Here is an 18869-nt window from a genome sequence, read left to right as displayed (position 1 = left end):
GGAACTTGTTGCACCGGAATATCTCTCGGTCACGTGTCCGTTTCGTCTGTTTCATCCGTGTGAACAAATGCTCGGCGCCTGGTGCGGGGGGCTGCGCGCCTACGGTTGCGTAGGGACGCCACGGTGCGGCACGCTTCGAATTCGTACGACGTCGAACAGCCGGAACACGCGGCGCTCGGGCCGGGTGTGGTCAGTCGAGGAGGAGCCCAGTGGGGCACTACAAGGCGAACGTGCGTGACATCGAGTTCAATCTGTTCGAGGTGCTCAACCTCGACAAGCTCCTGGATACCGGCGCCTACGGCGACCTGGACTCCGAGACGGTGCGGCAGATCCTCGACGAGGTCAGGCGCCTGGCCGAGGGGCCGATCGCGGACTCGTTCGCCGAGGCCGACCGGCACCCCGTGGTCTTCCATCCCGACACCTTCGACATCTCCGTGCCCGAACCGTTACGCAAGACGGTCGACGCGGTGCACGAGGCGGGCTGGTTCCGCCTCGGCATGCCGGAGGGCATGGACGGCACCGCCGCCCCGAACGTGCTGATGTGGGCGATCAACGAGCTCGTCATCTGCGCCAACCCGGCGGCCAGCTTCTTCAACATGGGCCCGCTGATGGGCTCGGTGCTCTACGAGATCGGTACCGACGAGCAGAAACGCTGGGCGCGTGGCGGATTCGAGCGCGGATGGCAGGGCACCATGGTGCTCACCGAGCCCGACGCGGGGTCCGATGTCGGCGCGGGCCGCACCAAGGCCGTGCCGCAGCCGGACGGATCCTGGCACATCGAGGGCGTGAAGCGGTTCATCTCCGGTGGTGACGTGGGCGAGGTGGCGGAGAACGTCTTCCACCTGGTGCTCGCCCGGCCGGCGGGCGCCGGTCCCGGCACCAAGGGGTTGTCGCTGTTCTACGTGCCGAAGTTCCTCTTCGATCCCGAGACGCTCGAGCTCGGCGACCGCAACGGGGTGTACGTGACCGGGGTCGAGCACAAGATGGGGCTCAAGTCCTCGCCGACCTGTGAGGTCACCTTCGGCGGCACCGCGGTGCCCGCCAAGGGCTGGCTGGTCGGCGACGTGCACAACGGCATCGCGCAGATGTTCAAGGTGATCGAGAACGCGCGGATGACGGTGGGCGTGAAGTCGTCCGGGACGCTGTCGACGGGGTATCTGAACGCGCTGGAGTACGCCAAGACGCGGGTGCAGGGCGCGGATCTGACGCAGATGTCGGACAAGGCGGCGCCGCGCGTCACCATCACCCATCACCCCGATGTGCGTCGGTCGCTGGCCATGCAGAAGGCCTACGCGGAGGGACTGCGCGCGGTGTATCTGTATACCGCCGCGCATCAGAACGAGGACGTGGCACAGCTCGTCTCCGGCGCCGACGCGGAGCTGGCGCACCGGGTGGACGACCTGTTGCTGCCGATCGTGAAGGGCGTCGGCTCGGAGCGGGCCTACCAGTTGCTCACCGAATCGCTGCAGACCTTCGGCGGCTCCGGCTATCTGCAGGACTACCCGATCGAGCAGTACATCCGCGACGCCAAGATCGACTCGCTCTACGAGGGCACCACCGCCATCCAGGCGCAGGACTTCTTCTTCCGCAAGATCATTCGCGATCGCGGCGTCGCGCTGGCGCACCTCAACGGGCAGATCACCGCCTACCTGGACAGCGATACCGGCCGCTTCGCCACCGAACGCGCGCTGCTGCGCACCGCCCAGGCCGATGTCGGCGCCATGGCCGCCACCCTCACCGGCTACGCCATGGCGGGCCAGACCGACCCCACCGAGCTCTACAAGGTCGGCCTCGGCTCGGTGCGCTTCCTGATGGCGGTCGGCGACCTGCTCATCGCCTGGCGTCTGCTGGTCCAGGCCGACATCGCCGCCGCGGCCCTGGCCGCCGACGCCGCCCCCAAGGACCGCCCGTTCTACCAGGGCAAGGTGGCCGCGGCCTGCTTCTTCGCCAAGAACGTTCTGCCCGAACTCGCGGCCACCAAGAACATCCTCGCCGCCATCGACAACGACATCATGTCCATCCCGGAGGACGCCTTCTGAGGACTCGCCCTACTTGATCAGGTAGGGCGAGACCGAGCTGCGGTGTTCGCTGATGTCGAGGGCCTTGCCGAGCGGGGGGAAGGCGCGTTGGGGGCAGTTGGAGCGGACGCAGACCCGGCAGCCCGCGCCGATGGGGGTGGCCGTGGCTTCGCCGAGGTCGATGCCGTCGGCGTAGACCACCCGGCCGGCGTGGCGCAGTTCGCAGCCCAGGCCGATGGCGAAGGTCTTGCTGGGCTGGCCGTAGCGGGTGGCGCGGCGTTCGACGGTGCGGGCGACCCAGAGGTATTTGCGGCCGTCGGGCATCTGCGCGATCTGGGTCATGATCTTGCCGGGGTAGGCGAAGGTCTCGTAGACGTTCCACAGCGGGCAGGTGCCGCCACTGGCGGAGAAGTGGAAACCGGTGGCGGACTGGCGTTTCGACATGTTGCCCGCGCGGTCGACGCGGACGAAGGAGAACGGTACGCCGCGCAGGCTCGGTCGTTGCAGGGTCGAGAGCCGGTGGCAGATGGTCTCGTAACTCTGGGAGAAGAAGGCCGACAGCCGCTCGATGTCGTAGCGGAAGTCCTCGGCCACCTCGTGGAAGTGGGTGTAGGGCAACACCGTCGCCGCCGCGAAGTAGTTCGCCAGGCCGAGCATGGCCAGCTTGTGCGACGCCTCGGAGGCGAAATTGCCCTCCTCGACCAGCTTGTCGAGCAGCGGCCCGCATTCGAGATAGGCCAGTTCGGCGGCCAGCTTGAAGGTGCGCTGTCCGCCGGACAGGTGCGGGGAGATCTCGAGCTGCTTGGTCTCGGGATCGAAATGGTGCAGCACGCCCTCGCCCAGGTCGATCCGCTCGACGATCCGCACCCCGTGCGAGCGCAGCAGCCGGACGATCTCGGTGCTCACCTCACCGCCGTGGAACCGGATGCGCGCGGTGAGGTCCTCGGCCGCGGTGTCGAGCTCGTCGATGTAGTTCTGGCGCTGATAGAAGTAGTCGCGCACTTCCTCGTGCGGCTTGCTGATCGCGGCGCTGCCGGAACCGTCGGAGAAGCGGTCCTCGGTCGCGGCGGCCAGCTGCGCGCTGGTGTTGCGGTATCGGTTGTGCATGGCGACCAGGGCTCGCGCCATGCTCGGATGCGCCGAGACCATGTCGGCGATCTCTTGGGTGTCGGCCTCGATGCCGAGTTCGGCGTCCATCACGACTTCCTGCAACTCGGCGATGAGCCGGGTGTCGTCGTGGGCGGAGAAGAAGGCCGGGTCGACGCCGAAGACCTCGTTGATCCGCTTGAGCACGGGCACCGTCAACGGCCGCACGTCGTGCTCGATCTGGTTGAGATAGCTGGCCGAGATCTCCAGCTTCTGGGCCAGTGCGACCTGGCTCAGCCCGCGCTCGGTGCGCAGCTGGCGCAGCCGCGCACCGACATAGGTCTTGGCCATATGTCCAGTTTATGGGCGGTTTCGCAACCTTGCCAATGGATTCTTAACAGCGTGGGCTGAGCGATGTGTCACACCGTCGCGCTACGGTCGTCGAGTGCTGTTCAGCGATGTCGTCGCGGCCTCGGCGGCCGTGCGAGCGACCCGGTCGCGCAAGGCGAAGATCGCCGCGCTGGCCGAGCTCTTCGCCGCCGCGAGCCAGGAAGAGATCGGGACCGTTGTCGCCTGGTTGTCCGGTGAGCTGGTGCAGGGCCGGATCGGCGCGGGGTGGCGCACCGTGGCCGGTCTGGAAACCCCGCCGAACGCAGAGCCGCGCCTGACCGTCCACGAAGTGGACGGCGTCTTCACCGCGCTCACCGGGCTCAGCGGCACCGGGTCGACGCTGCGCAGACGCGAACTGCTGACGGCGCTGTTCACCGCCGCGACCGAGGACGAACAGTCCTTCCTGATCCGGCTGCTCACCGGAGAACTGCGCCAGGGCGCGCTCACCGCGGTCGTCGTCGAGGCGCTGGCGCAGGCTACCGGTATCCCGGTCGAGGTCGTGCGGCGCGCGCACATGCTCTCCGGTCAGCTGCCCGCGACGGCCGTCGCCGCGCTCACCGGCGGCGCGGCCGCGTTGAGCGCGTTCCGGCTCGAGGTCGGCAGGCCGGTCGCGCCGATGCTCGCGTCGCCGGGCGGCTCGCTGGACGAGGCGCTGGCCGAACTCGGCCCGCAGGTGAGCGTCGAACACAAGCTCGACGGCGCCCGGATCCAGGTGCACCGCGACGGCGAGCGCGTGTGGGTCTTCACCCGCACGCTGCGCGACATCACCGCGAGCGTGCCCGAGCTGGTCGAGCTGGTCGGCGGTCTCGACTGCGCCGGCGTGGTGCTGGACGGGGAGACCCTCGCACTGACCGACGCGGGCAGGCCGCGCCCGTTCCAGGAGACGATGAGCCGGTTCGCGACCGTCGGCGAGGACGCCAGGGAACTGCTGCTGCACCCGTATTTCTTCGACTGCCTGCACCTGGACGGCGTCGACCTGATCGACGAACCGTTGCGGGTCCGCCGCGCGGCGCTGGCCCGGGTGGCGGGCGCGCACATGATCCCGGCGGTGATCGCCCCCGACGCCGAGGCCGCCGCCGAGTACTACGACGACGCGCTGGCCGTCGGCAACGAGGGCGTGATGGTCAAGGCCCTGGACGCGCCGTACGCGGCGGGCCGGCGCGGCAAGGCGTGGCAGAAGATCAAACCGGCGCACACCCTCGACCTGCTGGTGATCGGCGCGGAGTGGGGCTACGGCAGGCGCACGGGATTCCTGTCGAACCTGCATCTGGCCGCGCGCGACCCGGAGACGGGCGAGCCGGTGATGGTCGGCAAGACGTTCAAGGGCCTCACCGACGAGCTGCTGCGCTGGCAGACCGCGGAGTTCCCGCGTCACCAGACCCACACCGACGGTCACGCCGTGTTCCTGCGCCCGCGGCTGGTCGTCGAGATCGCGCTCGACGGCGTCCAGACCAGCACCAGGTATCCGGGCGGTGTCGCGCTGCGCTTCGCCAGGGTGCTGCGCTACCGGCCGGACAAGGAGCCGGAGCAGGCCGACACCATCGACGCGGTGCGCGCGCTGAGCGTCGCGAGCTGACCTGTTCGAGACTTACCTGCAACAGTTTGGCAATCCGGTATCGGCATACGACACACTGTTCGGGTGAGCGCCGAACTAATGGTCCTGTTGATCGTCATCGTCACAGCTCTCGCATTCGACTTCACCAACGGATTCCACGACACGGCCAACGCCATGGCGACCTCGATCGCCACCGGCGCGCTCAAGCCGCGCGTGGCGGTGGCGCTCTCCGGCGTGCTGAATCTGATCGGCGCCTTTCTGTCGGTATCGGTGGCGGCGACTGTGGCCAAGGGCATCGTTCAACTGAACGACGTGGGCGGTCAGGACCTCCTCGTCATCGTCTTCGCCGGGCTGGTCGGCGGCATCCTGTGGAACCTGCTGACCTGGCTGCTCGGACTGCCGTCGAGTTCCTCGCACGCGCTGTTCGGCGGCCTGATCGGCTCGACGATCGCCGCGCTGGGCTGGAACGGCGTGATCTGGGCGTCGGGCTCGGAGGGCGTGCTGATCAAGATCGTGCTGCCCGCGATCCTGGCCCCGGTGATCGCCGCGATGGTCGGTGCCATCGCCACCTTCCTGGTGTACCGGATCACGCACGGCGTCGACGAGGACAAGGCGAACGAGGGCTTCCGCTGGGGCCAGATCGGGTCCGCGTCGCTGGTCTCGCTGGCCCACGGCACCAACGACGCGCAGAAGACGATGGGCATCATCTTCCTGGCGCTGGTGGCCTACGGCACGCTCGACAAGGACGACCACATGCCGCTGTGGGTGATGGCGGCGTGTGCGGTGGCCATCGCGCTGGGCACCTATCTCGGCGGCTGGCGGATCATCCGGACCCTGGGCAAGGGTCTGGTCGAGATCGAGTCGCCGCAGGGTCTGTCCGCCGAGTCCACCTCGGCGGCGATCATCCTCACCTCCGCGCACTTCGGGCTGCCGCTGTCGACCACCCAGACCGCGACCGGCGCGATCCTGGGCACCGGCATCGGCAAGCGCGCCGAGGTGCGGTGGCGGGTGATGGGCCGGATGGCCGTGGCCTGGCTGCTGACGCTGCCGATGGCAGGCATCGTCGGCGCGATCTGCTGGGCCATCGCGCACCTCATCGGTGGCCTGGCCGGCGTCCTGGTGGTGTTCGCGATCCTGATCGCCGGCGCGCTCGGCATCTACCTCCGGTCGCGGCGTGACCCGGTCGGCACCCACAATGTGAACGAGTGGCCCGAGGGTGTGCCGCCCGCGGCGACGCCGTCGTCGGTCGAACAGAACCACGCCGGGTAGAAGGGAGCGAACGTGCATACCGTGATCACGAATCTGAGTTCACTGTGGGAAGTGGTGCTGGCCGCGCTGGTCTTCGGCGCCGGGGTGCCCGCGGTCTTCGCCTTCGCGGTGCGGTGGTGGGCCCAGGCGGAGACGGTCGACGCCGAGGGTCGCGTCCGCCGGAACTACCCGGCGCTGGCCGGTGCGCTGATCTGTGTGGTCGTCATCGTCATGGTGGTGATCACCGGAATCCTGTTCACCGCCAAGGCGTTCATCGCCCATCAGTTCGGCATCCATCTGTTCGGTCAAGCATGAGCGAGGACGCGATGACAGATCCGATTCCCACTCCCGCCGTTCGGGGCAACCTGCTCTCCCGCGTGCTCGGCTGGCTGCGCGCCGGGTATCCACAGGGCATCCCGCAATCGGACTATGTCGCGCTGTTCGCGGTCCTGCACCGGCACCTCACCGACTACGAGGTGGTGGTCATCGGGGAGAAACTGATCGAAGCCAACCCGAATCGGGAATCGATCAGCGAGGCGGAGATCGAAGCGGCCATCGCCGATTTCGCCAAGCAGCAACCGGCCCCCGACGACGTCTCACGGGTGGCCTCGCATCTGGCCGCGGGTGGCTGGCCATTGGCCGAGCCGCTCGACGAAGGTGAACCGGCGCCCGAACAGAACTGACGTTACCCGCGCGACAATTACGCTGGGCCAGGGGAATTCGTGGCAGCACCGATTTCCGATTCGCCCGGATGCCCGGCGGGTGCGCGCTAGCATGCACGGGTGGTTCGGCGTGTGGATGAAACCGATAGTGGTCGTAGTTACGGTGGATTGTCGCGCCAGCAGCGAGTGGCCATGCGGCGTAACCGGTTGACCGATGCCGCACTGGAACTATTCGGCACCCAGGGTTATTCGTCGACCTCGATCGAACGTCTGTGCGCGACCGCGAATGTGTCGACCCGCAGTTTCTACGAGGACATCGGCAGTCGCGAGGCGCTGCTGATCGCGCTGGTCGACCGGCTCAACACCGCCGCGCTGCACCGTGTCGACGAAGCGCTGGCCCGCACCAGCGAGCAGCCGCTGGTGGTGCGGGTAGTGGAGAGCTTCCGCGCCTTTCTCGCCGTGACCTGCCGGGATCGCCGCGCGGCCAGGGTGTTCTACGTCGAGGTGGTCGGTGTGAGCCCGGCGGTGGAGGAGTGGCGACGCGCGCAGCGGCGATCGGTCTCCGGCCTGCTCACCAGGGAAGCCCAGCGCGCCGCCGCGCGCGGTGAAGCGGAATCGCGCAGCGTGCACCTGTTCACGCTGGCGTTGATCGGCGCGGTGAATTCCCTGGCCCAGGAGATGGTGCACGCGACCGTTCCCGGTGACGCGATCTCGGTCGACGAGATCTGCGACGAGATCGCCTATTTCATCCGGTCCGGGCTGTCGGTCCGTACCTCGGCGCTGCCGACCTGAACGCACGAAAAAGGGAGGCGTCCGATCGGACGCCTCCCTTTTCGGGTGTGCGGAGAATCAGATACCCATGCCCTGGGCGAGCATCGGCCACGACTCGTGCAGCGCCTGCTCCCAGTACGGCCAGTAGTGGGTGCCGACCGGGTTGAACATGTAGGTCGCCGGGATGTTCAGCGAGTCCAGCTTGGTCTTCAGGTTCTGCGTGCACGCGTTGGTCGCGGCTTCGATCGCGACGCCGAGGCCGAGGTTGACCACGCCCATCGGGCCGTTGCCCTCGGTGTAGTACCGCACGTCCTCCATCACCGGCAGGCCGCTGCCGCTGGAGATGTAGAGGTTGGTGCCGCGCAGCTTCTCGGCGTTGAGGACCGGGTCGTTGGCGACCCAGGCCGGGTCGTTGTCGGCGCCGTACATGTTCTCGGTGTCACCGCCCGCCCAGGTCTCCACGGAGAACTTGACGAACTGCCTGCCCATGGGGTCGGCGATCTGCGCGCAGCCGGAGTAGGCGGCGACGGACTTGAACAGGCCCGGCTTGGCCTCGGCCAGCTGGAGCACCGAGGTGCCGGAGGTGGACAGGCCGGCCAGCGAGTTGAGGCCGGTCGAGTTGAGGGTGCTGTCGAGCAGCGGGGGCAGCTCCTGGGTGAAGAAGGTGTTCCACTTGTTCAGGCCCAGGCGCGCGTCTTCCTTCTGCCAGTCGGCGTAGTAGCTGCCGCGGCCGCCGATCGGCTGGATGACATTGACCTGCTTGTCGGCCAGGAAGCCGAGCGCGTTGGTCTGCGCGGCCCAGCTGGCGGTGCCCTCACCGGCGTCGAGGCCGTTGAGCAGGTAGAGGTTGGGGGCGGGCTTGGACTCGTCGACCGGGCGCTGCACGTCGACGGTGATGTCCTTCTTCATCGCCGCCGAGTACACCTTCAGGTGCCAGGTGCGCCCGTCCTTGACGATCGACGACACGGCCGAGGGCTTCTCGGGTTCGGCCGATGCGGCGCCGCCTGCGATCACGGCCACCGACAGCGCGGCGGTCAGAGCCACGGCGGTGGTGCGCAGTGCGGCCACGGTACGTACAGCAGAGAGCTTCATCGAACAGTCGGTTCCAGTCCACGGGCCGTGTCGGCGCCGTCATCGCAGTGCTTCCCCCCTTGGCCGAACGATGCGCGCTCGACGGCTGCGGGGCTGTCAGATCCTCCGACACTCTATGTCCTCCGGCGGGACAGAATCGTTACTGGTTCACAATTGGCAGTGACCTCGAGCACGGTTAACGACCGCGCAATACTGCCCGCGAATCGGAAATACCGCCGCAACCAGCCGCTCTTATGGTGACGGCTATGGGTAAGGAAATCCCCGGCGGCGCGTCGGCCGGGATCGAGATCAGCGGGTTGAGCAAGTCGTTCCGGGTGGGTCGCGACACCGTGCGCGCGCTCGACTCGGTCGATCTGCGGACGTCGAACGGCGCATTCCTCTCCCTGCTCGGCCCGTCGGGTTGCGGTAAATCGACCGTTTTGCGAATTCTGGCCGGTTTGGACGAACCCACCGCGGGCACCGCCACCATCAACGGGCTGACGCCGGAGCGCTTGCGCGGCGGTCATCAGCTCGGGATCGCCTTCCAGGATTCGGCGCTGCTGCCCTGGCGCAGCGTGGAGTCGAACATCCGGCTGCCGTTGCAGGTCGCCGGGTTACCCGCCGAACCGGAGCGGATCGCCGAGCTGATCGCGCTGGTCGGCCTGGAGGGCTTCGAGAAGGCCAAGCCGGCACAACTGTCCGGCGGTATGCGCCAACGGGTTTCGATCGCGCGGGCACTGGTGGTGCAGCCGTCGGTGCTGTTGCTCGACGAACCGTTCGGCGCCCTCGACGATATGACCCGGCAGCGGCTGAACCTGGAGCTGCTGCGGATCTGGACCGAGAAGCCCGCCACGACGCTGATGGTCACCCACGGCATCGGCGAGGCGGTATTCCTTTCCGATGTGGTCGCGGTGATGAGCCCGCGCCCCGGCCGGGTACTGGAACTCGTCGACATCGATCTGCCGCGCCCGCGCACGCCCGAAATGATGCGGACGCCGGAATTCCACAAGCTCTGCGATTACCTTTCCGAGCTGCTGTTCGGCCGCGGTGGTGTGGCATGAGCACGGCACTCGCGGCCACGGGCGAGCGGCCACCGGTGAGCGCGGTCCCCGCGCGGCGGGGGCGGGGAATCGGTGGCCACCGGCTGGCGGGTGCGCTGGGCGTGGCCGCGCTGATCGCGCTGTGGTGGGTGCTGGCGGCCGCGGGCGTGGCCGGTGGCACGGTGCCGACGCCGTGGCGGGTGCTGTCGACCATGTGGGCGGACGGTTGGGGTCTGTACGGCCCGAATTTCCGGGTGACCGCGGCGGGCGCGCTCCAGGGCTTCCTGTGGGGCAACGCGCTCGCGATCGGGCTCGCCGCGCTGATCATGCTGATTCCGCGCATCGAGCCGCTGGCTACCCAGCTGGCCATCCTGAGTTACTGCACGCCGCTGGTCGCCCTCGGCCCGATCATCCTCGTGGTCTTCGGCGGGCGCACCCCGACGGTGTTCCTGGCCGCCATGTACTGCTTCTTCACCACCATGGTCGGCGCGGTCACCGGCCTGCGCTCGGCCGATCCGGCGAGCCTGGACCTGGTGCGCGCCTACGGTGGCGGCCGCTGGCAGCAGCTGTACCGGGTGCGGGCGATCGCGGCGCTGCCGAATACGTTCGCCGCCTTGAAGATCGCCGCGCCGTCGGCGGTGCTCGGCGCGATCATCGGCGAGTACCTGGGCGGGGTCGACAGCGGGATCGGGGTCGCGCTGACGGCCGCGCAGACCGCCTACAACGTGCCGCGCACGTGGGGGATGGCGCTGGCCGCCGCCGCGCTGGCCGGGCTGGGCTACCTGCTGGTGGCCGTGGCAGCGCGACTGATCACCCCGTGGACGGCGACGACCGAGGAGCGGCGATGACGACCACCGTGCTGCGCCGGATCGGCCGGTTCCTGCTGCCGCTGGCGACCTCGCTGATCCTGCTGCTGGTCATCTGGTCGCTGTTCTTGCGGGCGTTCCCGCAGATCGGGCCCAGGGTCGGCAAGACGCCCTCGGACATCTGGCGCTACCTGGTGACCGCGCCGGGCGCCGCGACCGCCCGGCAGGCGATTCTCGACGACCTCGCGATCACCCTGCGCGACGCCACGATCGGCTTCACCGTCGGGATGCTCGGCGCGCTGGTGGTGGCCGCGCTGTTCGTGCTGTTCTCGGCGGTGCAGCAGACGTTCATGCCGGTGGCGATGCTGCTGCGGTCGGTGCCGCTGGTGGCGTTGAGCCCGATCGTGGTGCTGGTGTTCGGTCGCGGCACCGCGGGGGTGGCGGTGCTGACCGCGATCGTGGTGTTCTTCCCGGCCCTGGTGATGATCATGACCGGACTGCGCGAAGCGCCCAGGCAGGCCATGGAATTGGTGACCGCCTACGGCGGCACGCGGTGGACCCGGCTGCGGATGGTCGCGGTGCCCGCCGCGCTGCCCTCGGTGTTCGCCGCGGCGCGGGTCTCGGTGCCGGGCGCGCTGATCGGTGCGCTGCTGGGTGAATGGCTCGGCAGCGGAACGGGATTGGGCGCCAGTCTGGTGCGCGCCATTCCGATGTTCCAGTACAACCGGCTGTGGGCCTCGATCGTGGTGGTGACCGTGGTGTCGGTCCTGCTCTACGCGATCGTCGGGGTGATCGAGAATCTGGTGCTCGCGCGATTCGGGCCGAGCGCCGGAAAGGCCTGATCCGGGAGGGAATAGCGGCGGAACGCGGACGCAAAGAGTACGAAACGCGGCGAAACTACATTCGGCGCATGAACAGTATCGACCGTCGTTCCTTTCTCCGCTATTCCGCGCTGACCGGCGCCGCGCTCGGTGGGGCGGGTCTGCTCGCCGCGTGCGGTGGCAGTTCGGGCAGTTCCTCGAACGGCTCGACCGATGACGGTTCGAAATACGGCAAGGTCGCGGTGCAGTTGTCGTGGCTGAAGAACATCGAATTCGCGGGCGAGTATTTCGCCGATTCGAAGGGATATTTCAAGGATGCGGGATTCGGTGCGGTAGACCTCATCGCGGGTGGTGCGGCGAGTACCTCGGTGGAAGCCGGGCTCGATACCGGGAAGGTGTGGATCGGGCTGTCCGCGCCGCAGACCACCGCGCCCGCGATCCTGGAAGGACTACCCGCCAAGATCGTCGGCGCGACCTATCAGAAGAATCCGTTCGCGATCGTCAGCTCGGCGGGCAAACCCATCACCTCGCCCGCGGACATGAAGGGCCGCAAGATCGGCGTGCAGGACACCAACCAGCTGATCTTCAGCGCCCTGCTGGCCGCCAACGGGATCAAGCCGGGCGAGGTGACGGTGGTGCCCGCGCAGTTCGACCCGACACCGCTGGCCAACGGCGAGGTCGACGGCTGGGTCAGCTACGTGACCAACGAGCCGATCACCCTGGCCGCCAAGGGCTTCGCCAACAGCCACTTCCTGTTCGCCGATTTCGGCCTGCCGCTGGTCGCGGAGACGCTGACGGTCACCCAGAACACGATCGACTCCGAGCGCGACAAGCTCAAGGCGTTCCTGATCGCGGAGATCAAGGGCTGGAAGGACGCCGTCGCCGATCCCGCCGAGTCGGCCCGGCTGGCCGTCGAGGTCTACGGCAAGGACCAGAAGCTCGAGCTCGGCGAGCAGACCAAGGAGGCCATCGCGCAGAACGACTTGGTCGTCTCGGCCTCGACCAAGACCGACGGCCTGCTGTCGATGACCGACGCGCTGATCGAGCAGAACATCGCCGCGCTGCGCACCGCGAAGATCGACATCAAGGCCGAGCAACTGTTCGACCTGTCGATCCTGCGCGAGGTCTACGCCGAGAACCCCGGGTTGAAGTAGTCCTAGATCGCCAGGCCGACCGTCGCCGATCCGAAGTCGCGGCGGGCGGCCAGGCGCAGGCCCGCGCGGGAGGCGAGGAAGTCGGCGGTGACGAAGACGGCGGTCTCGGCCGGGGTGCGCGGGCCCGATTCGAGGCCGGCGGGCACGTGCAGGCGGGCCAGGGTGGGCTCGTCGAAGCCGCCCGCGCGCAGGTCGTCGAGGCGACGGGCCTGGTCGGCGGGGGTGCCGAGCGCGGCGAGATAGCCCAGCTCGGGTAGTCGTAAGGCGACGGTGAGCAGTGGGATCTCGAAGCGCGGCTCGTTGGCCAGCACCACGATGCCGGTGCTGCTGTCGATCTCGCCCGCGGCGGAGAGGGTGTTGAGGTAGCGGTGCGGCCAGTCCACGACGACCTCGGCCCCGGGGAACGAGGCCGGGTCGGCGAACTCGGGACGCGAATCGCAGATGCTGACCCGGTAGCCGATCATCCGGGCCTGCGCGGCCAGGGTGGCGGCATAGGCGTTGGCGCCGAAGATGATCAGGCGCGGCGGCGGGCAGTAGGAGGCGACGAACAGGTCGGACTCGGGCAGCGCGACGAGCTCGGTGGCGTGCTTGCGGTCGGTGACCAGATGCTGACCGATGACATCGGGATCCTGGTTCCACACCACGGTGAACACGGTGACCCGGCGATGGGCCTGGATATCGGCGGCGATAGCGGGGAATTCCGGGAAATCGCGGCAGGAGAACGGCTCGATGAAGATGTCGACGAGTTCGCCGTCGTCGGATCCCGATTCCATTCCGGTGATCAGGCTGTAGCGACGGAGTTGCCGGATCCCGGTCTGCGCGGCTTCCAGTGCCGCCTCGTAGACCGTCTCCTCCAGGCGCCCGGAAGCAATGGATCCGAAGACTCCGCCATTAGGTGTGACGAGCATTCCCGACCCGATCGGCAGCGCGTTCGTGCCGATGGTACGGACCACGGTGGCGAGGCCGCCGGTACGGCCCGAATGCCACACTCGCAGAAGGTCATCGAGGATATCGCGCATATCTCAAAACTCCGATCACCGTGCGCCGACTACCGGGAAATCGCGATCGTTCCCTGTCGCCAAGTCGTCGCACGTGACGCACACCATATCCTGACTGGTGCCCAAATAGGAACCGGCTCCCACATCGCCTACGGCCGCTGCCGAAATGGCGTCCCAGTGCTTGTTCTCGATCACAGCGGGGTGACCGGGTGTGTCGGAGAACACAGCGCGCGCCAGCCCGCTCTCGCTCGCCCGGGCCGCGGCGAGCACCCGCGCGACCACATCGGCCCCGATATCGGGAGTGTCGACGGGCAGGAACGCCACATACCGGGTGCCCGCCGCGGTGGCCGCGCGCAAGCCGGCGCGCACCGTCGCCGACAGTCCGGTAGCCCAGTCCGCGACCCAGCGCCACTCGGTGCCGGGCGGCAGCCCGACGGCGGCCGGATCGGGGCCGGTGGCGCCGAGCAGAACGATCACCGGATCGCAGCCGCCGTCGCGCAGGGCGGTGATCGCCGCGCGTAGCCAGGCGCCGTCCTCGGCGAGTGCCTTGGGTTTGCCGTAGCGGGTGCCCGCGCCCGCCGCGAGGACGACGCCCGTGCACGCCGACGGCACGGGAGGGTCGATCGGGGGCATAGCGGTGAAGGTAATGGCGCAATGTTGCCGCTCGATTACGGCAGGGCAGCGCGAGGACGACGACACGCCGACGTGACCGACCGCACATCGGTGGCCCGTGGCCAGGGATGGGGAGATGCTGGATCGATGACGAGCGAAGCGATCGGCCTCGCGGGATTCAACGAACTCCCCGCCGCGGCCGCCGAGACGGCATTGCTTGCCTGTTGCTCCGCACCGGGCTGGGCGCGGGCGATCGCCGCGGCGCGGCCCTACCCCAGCACGGACGCGCTGCTGGCGGCAGCCGATGCCGCCTCGGCCGCGCTCGACGACGCCGAGATCGACGCGGCGCTGGCCGGTCACCCGCGGATCGGGGATCGCCCGACCTCGGCGGCCTCGGCCCGCGAGCAGGCAGGCGTCGCCGGCGACGACGTCAAGGCCGCGCTGGCCGCGGGCAACCGCGACTACGAGGCCAAGTTCGGCCATATCTATCTGGTTTGCGCGGCGGGACGCGGCGGCGAGGAGTTGCTCGCCGTCCTGCGGGCGCGGCTGGACAACGATCCGTCGACCGAGAGGCAGGTCATGCGCACCGAACTGGGGAAGATCAACCGGCTCCGCCTGGCCCGATTGGTGGCGGCGTCGTGACCGGGCTGAGCACGCACGTGCTCGACGCCGTGCGCGGTGTGCCCGCGGCGGGCGTCGCCGTGTGGCTGACGCGTGGCGAGCAGCGCCTCACCGAGGCGCTGACCGATGCCGACGGCCGGGTGAAAGAACTTGCCGCCGGGTTGAATCCGGGCGATTACCGCCTGTTCTTCGATACCGGTAGCTATTTCGCGGCGCAGGGAGTCGAGACCTTCTATCCCGAGGTCTGCGTCGCGTTCACGGTGGGTGAGCAGCCGCATCTGCATGTGCCGCTGCTGTTGTCGCCGTTCTCCTATTCCACCTACCGAGGGAGCTGAGCAAACAGATGGCATTGAGTGGTCCGATCGAGCTGACCGACAACCGCTACGGCAAGGCCGAGAACCGGGTTGTGCGTTTCCACAAGCAGAACGCGCGCCACGAGATCCGTGACGTGAACGTCTCGACCACGCTCCGTGGTGATTTCGCGGCGGCCTACACCGAGGGTGACCAGCGTCACGTCCTGCCCACCGACACCCAGAAGAACATGGCCTACGTCTTCGCGAAGCGACCCGGACTCGACACCGTCGAGGAGTACGCGATCGCGCTGGCCAAGCATTTCACCGACACCGTGGAGCCGGTGACGAGCGCGCGTATCGATGTGGATTCCTATGCGTGGCAGCGGGTCTCGATCGGGGGCGAGGAGCACGATCACACCTGGGTGCGGCAGGGTCCGGAGGTGCGCACCGCCGCGGTGACCGTCGCGGGCACCGGCGCTGATCAGCGCACCTGGGTGATCGGCGGGATCAAGGACCTGGTGGTGCTCAAGTCCACCGGGTCGGAGTTCGCCGACTTCCTCACCGACGAGTACACGACCCTGGCGCCCACCCACGACCGGGTGCTGGCCACCTCGCTGATCGTGCAGTGGCGCTTCGCCGAGATCAGCGGATTCGACTGGGACGAGGTGTACGACGGCATCAGGGCCACGCTGCTCGAGCTGTTCGCGACGACCTACTCCAAGGCCTTGCAGCAGACCCTGCACGCGATGGGTACCGCCGCGCTGCAACGATTCCCGGTGCTCGCCGAGATCCGGTTGTCGGCGCCGAACAAGCACCATTTCGACTACGACCTCGCCCGATTCGGGATCGAGAACAACGGTGAGGTCTTCTGGGCGGCGGACCGCCCGTACGGCTCCATCCACGCGACCTTGCAGCGCGCGGACGCACCGGAGGCGGGCATCGCATGGCAGCCGTGAGCGCGCCCGATCTGCTGATCGCCGGTTGCGCGGTGGTGACCGTCGACGCGGTCGGCACCGAATACCGCGACGGCTGGGTCACGGTGCGGGGCAACCGGATCGACGCGATCGGCGCGGGCACGCCGCCGGAATTCGGGCCGTCGGTGGCGCGGATCGACGGGCGCGGCTGCGTGCTCACGCCGGGGCTGGTCAACACCCACCACCACCTGTATCAGTGGATCACCCGTGGGCTGGCCGCCGACAACACCCTGTTCGAATGGCTGACCACGCTGTATCCGGTGTGGGCGCGGATCGACGAGAAGTCGGTGCGGGTGGCGGCGACCGGCGCGCTGATCTCGCTGGCGCGCAGCGGCTGCACCACGTCCTCGGACCATCACTACGTCTTCCCGCGCTCAGGCGGCGATCTGCTGGCCGCCGAGATCGGGGCGGCCTCGGCGGTCGGGCTGCGGTTCCATCCGGCGCGTGGGTCGATGGATCTGGGGCAGAGCAAGGGCGGGTTGCCGCCCGACGACGTGGTCGAGTCGATCGACGACATCCTGGCCGCGAGCAGCGCGGCGATCGAGCAGTGGCACGATCCGTCCTTCGACGCGATGGTGCGAATCGCGCTCGCGCCGTGCTCGCCGTTCTCGGTGACCGCGGACCTGATGCGGGAATCGGCCGCGCTGGCCAGGTCGGCGGGCGTGCGGCTGCACACCCACCTGGCCGAGACCGTCGACGAGCAGGACTTCTGCCGGTCGAGCTTCGGGTGTACCCCCGCGCAGTACATGGAACAGCTGGGCTGGCTCGGTGACGACGTCTGGTTCGCCCATGCCGTGCACCTCGACGATCCGGCGATCGCCGCGATGGCGCGCACCGGGACCGGCGTCGCGCACTGCCCCACCTCCAACGGCAGGCTGGGCGCTGGCATCGCACGGACCGCGGATCTGGTGGCCGCCGGGGTGCCGGTCGGGCTGGGTGTCGACGGCGCGGCCAGCAACGAGTCGAGTTCGATGATCGAGGAACCGCGCAACGCGCTGCTGTACGCGCGGGCCGTCGGCGGGCCACGCGCGATGACCGTGCGCGCCGCGCTGGAGCTGGCGACGATGGGCGGGGCGCGGGTGCTGGGCCGGGCCGCCGAGATCGGGTCGATCGAGCCGGGCAAGCTGGCCGATCTGGCGCTGTGGCGGCTCGACACTCCGGCGCACGCGGGGATCGAGGACCCGGTCGTGGCGCTGGTGCTCGGGTCGGCGCCGCCGCTGGCCGCGTTGCTCGTCGACGGGCGCGAAGTGGTGCGCGACGGGGTCGTCACCACCGTGGACGAGGCGTCCGCCGGGGCCGACGTCGCCCAGGCCCAGGCCACCCTGCTGGCCGGCGCGTGAGCGCGTCCAGGTGCGCTGAGCTGCCCTTTCGGCGCACACTGGAGGGCGTACACCGGGTTAACCGCCGCGCAATCTGCGGCGGGCGTCGCGCAACATCGTGGCAACTCCCGGCCCCTACTGTGGCCGGTGAGGTAAGCGAGGTGAACGTGGATCTGGACACTGTTCGAGAGGTGGTTCTCGCCCGTGATCGCGCCGACCTGGCCCAGGTCGGCGCCGGGAGCGCGGTCCTGGCCGGTGGCACGTTCCTGTTCTCCGAACCGCACGATCGGCTCGACCGGCTCGTCGACATCACCACCCTCGGCTGGGCGCCGATGCTGGAGCGCGGCGACGGGCTCGAGATCGCCGCGACCTGCACGCTGGCCGACTTCGCGGGCGCGCGTCCCGGCCGGGAACTGGGGTCGGCCGTCCTGCGGCCCGAGTGGCCCGGGACGGCGCTGTTCGCGCAGTCCTGTCGGGCCCTGCTGGCCTCGCACAAGATCTGGCGCACCGCGACGGTCGGCGGGAACGTCTGCCTGTCGCTGCCAGCCGGTGCGGTCCTCGGCGCGCTGGTGGCGCTGGACGCGACGGCCGTCATCTGGCCGCGTGGTGGTGGGGAACGTCGAATTCCATTGCGGGACTTCGTCACCGGACCCGGCGAGAACATCCTCGCCGCCGGTGCCGTCGTCCGCTCGTTCCTGGTGCCGACGGCGAGTCTGTTGGCGCGCACCGGTTTCCGCAAGATCGCGCTGGCCCCGCTCGGACGTTCCGGGGCCGTGGTGATGGGCAGGCGCGAGGCCGATGGACGGTGCGCGATCACCGTCACCGCCGCGACCGTGCGGCCGGTGGTGCTCGACTTCGACACGGTGCCCACCGAATTCGATCTCGCGGCCGCGCTGGCCGAGCTGGAGCCGCAGGTGTGGTTCGACGATCCGCACGGTGCGCCGGACTGGCGCGCGCACGTCACCGGATTGCTGGCCGCCGAGGTAGCCGCCGAACTCAGGGGGTCCTCGTGAGCTCAGGACCGCGCGTCGTAGGCGGCGCGGGCGCGCAGCACCTGATCCATGTGCTGCTCGGCCCAGCCCTTGATGGTCCGCATGACCGGCAGCAGTTCCTCGCCGAGCGGGGTCAGCCGGTACTCCACCCGGACCGGCACCTCGGGCAGCACGGTGCGCGCGAGCAGGCCGTCGCGTTCCAGATTGCGCAGGGTCTGGGTGAGCATCTTCTGGCTCACACCGGCCAGTCGCTGGTTGACCTCGCTGTAGCGCAGCGGGCCCTCGGCCAGCGCGTTGATCGCCAGGCTGACCCATTTGTCGCCGATCCGGTCCAGCAGCTGCCTGGCCGGGCACTCGGCCACGTAGGCGTTGTAGGCCGCGCCCGCCTCGGCGCGGCGCTCGGCGGCGGTGCGTGTGGTCATGGCTCTCCCTCGCGTG

At 68.9% G+C, this 18869-nt stretch carries 20 protein-coding genes; 15 read left to right on the top strand and 5 right to left on the bottom strand.

The window, feature by feature from the left end; translation table 11 throughout:
• The first annotated feature begins 209 nt into the window (after positions 1 to 209).
• A complete protein-coding gene (locus Q7X29_RS32080) occupies positions 210 to 2039 on the top strand; it encodes an acyl-CoA dehydrogenase (RefSeq protein WP_316576245.1) in 1830 nt (609 codons plus the stop codon).
• 9 nt (positions 2040 to 2048) lie between these two features.
• On the opposite strand, the gene ramB is transcribed toward Q7X29_RS32080, so the two are convergent.
• Entirely contained in the window at positions 2049 to 3455 is a 1407-nt protein-coding gene (gene ramB, locus Q7X29_RS32075; RefSeq protein WP_218722065.1) for an acetate metabolism transcriptional regulator RamB, read from the bottom strand.
• 94 nt (positions 3456 to 3549) lie between these two features.
• Between ramB and Q7X29_RS32070 the strand changes: the two genes are divergently transcribed.
• The 5 genes from Q7X29_RS32070 (at position 3550) to Q7X29_RS32050 (ending at position 7751) form a co-directional block, all read left to right on the top strand.
• Positions 3550 to 5070 carry an ATP-dependent DNA ligase gene (locus Q7X29_RS32070; protein WP_316576244.1) on the top strand — a complete coding sequence of 507 codons (1521 nt, stop codon included), beginning with the start codon at positions 3550 to 3552 and terminating at the stop codon, positions 5068 to 5070.
• 63 nt (positions 5071 to 5133) lie between these two features.
• On the top strand, positions 5134 to 6318 hold the full coding sequence (locus tag Q7X29_RS32065; protein WP_218722063.1) for an inorganic phosphate transporter: 1185 nt from the start codon (positions 5134 to 5136) through the stop codon (positions 6316 to 6318).
• A gap of 12 nt (positions 6319 to 6330) precedes the next feature.
• Complete coding sequence (locus Q7X29_RS32060) at positions 6331 to 6612, top strand: hypothetical protein (protein WP_218722062.1); 282 nt, start codon at positions 6331 to 6333, stop codon at positions 6610 to 6612.
• 11 nt (positions 6613 to 6623) lie between these two features.
• Complete coding sequence (locus tag Q7X29_RS32055; RefSeq protein WP_255588740.1) at positions 6624 to 6980, top strand: DUF3349 domain-containing protein; 357 nt, start codon at positions 6624 to 6626, stop codon at positions 6978 to 6980.
• 171 nt (positions 6981 to 7151) lie between these two features.
• Positions 7152 to 7751, top strand: a complete 600-nt coding sequence (locus tag Q7X29_RS32050) for a TetR/AcrR family transcriptional regulator (RefSeq protein WP_218722060.1) — start codon at positions 7152 to 7154, stop codon at positions 7749 to 7751.
• A gap of 57 nt (positions 7752 to 7808) precedes the next feature.
• Here the strand turns inward: Q7X29_RS32050 and Q7X29_RS32045 are convergent, their stop codons facing one another.
• Positions 7809 to 8822 (bottom strand): alpha/beta hydrolase, encoded by a 1014-nt coding sequence (locus tag Q7X29_RS32045; RefSeq protein WP_218722059.1) that lies wholly within the window; start codon positions 8820 to 8822, stop codon positions 7809 to 7811.
• A gap of 245 nt (positions 8823 to 9067) precedes the next feature.
• Between Q7X29_RS32045 and Q7X29_RS32040 the strand changes: the two genes are divergently transcribed.
• The 4 genes from Q7X29_RS32040 to Q7X29_RS32025 all read left to right on the top strand — a co-directional run bounded on the left by Q7X29_RS32040 (position 9068) and on the right by Q7X29_RS32025 (position 12622).
• Positions 9068 to 9862 (top strand): ABC transporter ATP-binding protein, encoded by a 795-nt coding sequence (locus Q7X29_RS32040; RefSeq protein WP_255588739.1) that lies wholly within the window; start codon positions 9068 to 9070, stop codon positions 9860 to 9862.
• The gene (locus tag Q7X29_RS32035; protein ID WP_218722057.1) at positions 9859 to 10689 is read left to right on the top strand and encodes an ABC transporter permease; all 831 of its coding nucleotides are present in this window, start codon (positions 9859 to 9861) and stop codon (positions 10687 to 10689) included. The genes Q7X29_RS32040 and Q7X29_RS32035 overlap by 4 nt, the downstream gene beginning before the upstream one ends.
• Complete coding sequence (locus Q7X29_RS32030) at positions 10686 to 11489, top strand: ABC transporter permease (RefSeq protein WP_316576243.1); 804 nt, start codon at positions 10686 to 10688, stop codon at positions 11487 to 11489. Before Q7X29_RS32035 ends, Q7X29_RS32030 begins: the two co-directional genes overlap by 4 nt.
• 68 nt (positions 11490 to 11557) lie before the next feature.
• Complete coding sequence (locus tag Q7X29_RS32025) at positions 11558 to 12622, top strand: ABC transporter substrate-binding protein (protein WP_316576242.1); 1065 nt, start codon at positions 11558 to 11560, stop codon at positions 12620 to 12622.
• 2 nt (positions 12623 to 12624) lie between these two features.
• On the opposite strand, the gene Q7X29_RS32020 is transcribed toward Q7X29_RS32025, so the two are convergent.
• Together Q7X29_RS32020 and Q7X29_RS32015 are read right to left on the bottom strand one after the other, a co-directional pair.
• The gene (locus tag Q7X29_RS32020; protein ID WP_218722051.1) at positions 12625 to 13641 is read right to left on the bottom strand and encodes an XdhC family protein; all 1017 of its coding nucleotides are present in this window, start codon (positions 13639 to 13641) and stop codon (positions 12625 to 12627) included.
• Positions 13642 to 13656: 15 nt separating this feature from the next.
• Positions 13657 to 14253 carry a nucleotidyltransferase family protein gene (locus tag Q7X29_RS32015; protein ID WP_316576241.1) on the bottom strand — a complete coding sequence of 199 codons (597 nt, stop codon included), beginning with the start codon at positions 14251 to 14253 and terminating at the stop codon, positions 13657 to 13659.
• A 126-nt stretch (positions 14254 to 14379) separates the two neighbouring features.
• Between Q7X29_RS32015 and uraD the strand changes: the two genes are divergently transcribed.
• The 5 genes from uraD to Q7X29_RS31990 all read left to right on the top strand — a co-directional run bounded on the left by uraD (position 14380) and on the right by Q7X29_RS31990 (position 18452).
• Positions 14380 to 14874, top strand: coding sequence for a 2-oxo-4-hydroxy-4-carboxy-5-ureidoimidazoline decarboxylase (uraD, locus tag Q7X29_RS32010; protein ID WP_316576240.1), 495 nt, complete (start codon positions 14380 to 14382; stop codon positions 14872 to 14874).
• Positions 14871 to 15188: a hydroxyisourate hydrolase gene (gene uraH / locus Q7X29_RS32005; protein ID WP_218722048.1), complete on the top strand. Its 318-nt coding sequence runs from the start codon at positions 14871 to 14873 to the stop codon at positions 15186 to 15188. Before uraD ends, uraH begins: the two co-directional genes overlap by 4 nt.
• Before the next feature lie 8 nt (positions 15189 to 15196).
• Positions 15197 to 16102 (top strand): factor-independent urate hydroxylase, encoded by a 906-nt coding sequence (pucL, locus tag Q7X29_RS32000; protein ID WP_316576239.1) that lies wholly within the window; start codon positions 15197 to 15199, stop codon positions 16100 to 16102.
• Positions 16090 to 17460: an 8-oxoguanine deaminase gene (locus tag Q7X29_RS31995; protein ID WP_316576238.1), complete on the top strand. Its 1371-nt coding sequence runs from the start codon at positions 16090 to 16092 to the stop codon at positions 17458 to 17460. Before pucL ends, Q7X29_RS31995 begins: the two co-directional genes overlap by 13 nt.
• A gap of 140 nt (positions 17461 to 17600) precedes the next feature.
• On the top strand, positions 17601 to 18452 hold the full coding sequence (locus Q7X29_RS31990; protein WP_449411955.1) for an FAD binding domain-containing protein: 852 nt from the start codon (positions 17601 to 17603) through the stop codon (positions 18450 to 18452).
• 2 nt (positions 18453 to 18454) lie between these two features.
• Here the strand turns inward: Q7X29_RS31990 and Q7X29_RS31985 are convergent, their stop codons facing one another.
• Complete coding sequence (locus Q7X29_RS31985) at positions 18455 to 18853, bottom strand: winged helix-turn-helix transcriptional regulator (RefSeq protein WP_218722045.1); 399 nt, start codon at positions 18851 to 18853, stop codon at positions 18455 to 18457.
• Positions 18854 to 18869 lie beyond the last annotated feature (16 nt).

Source organism: Nocardia canadensis, from assembly GCF_032656385.1.
Lineage (GTDB): Bacteria > Actinomycetota > Actinomycetes > Mycobacteriales > Mycobacteriaceae > Nocardia > Nocardia canadensis.
This window is presented reverse-complemented; position numbering and strand designations above follow the sequence as displayed.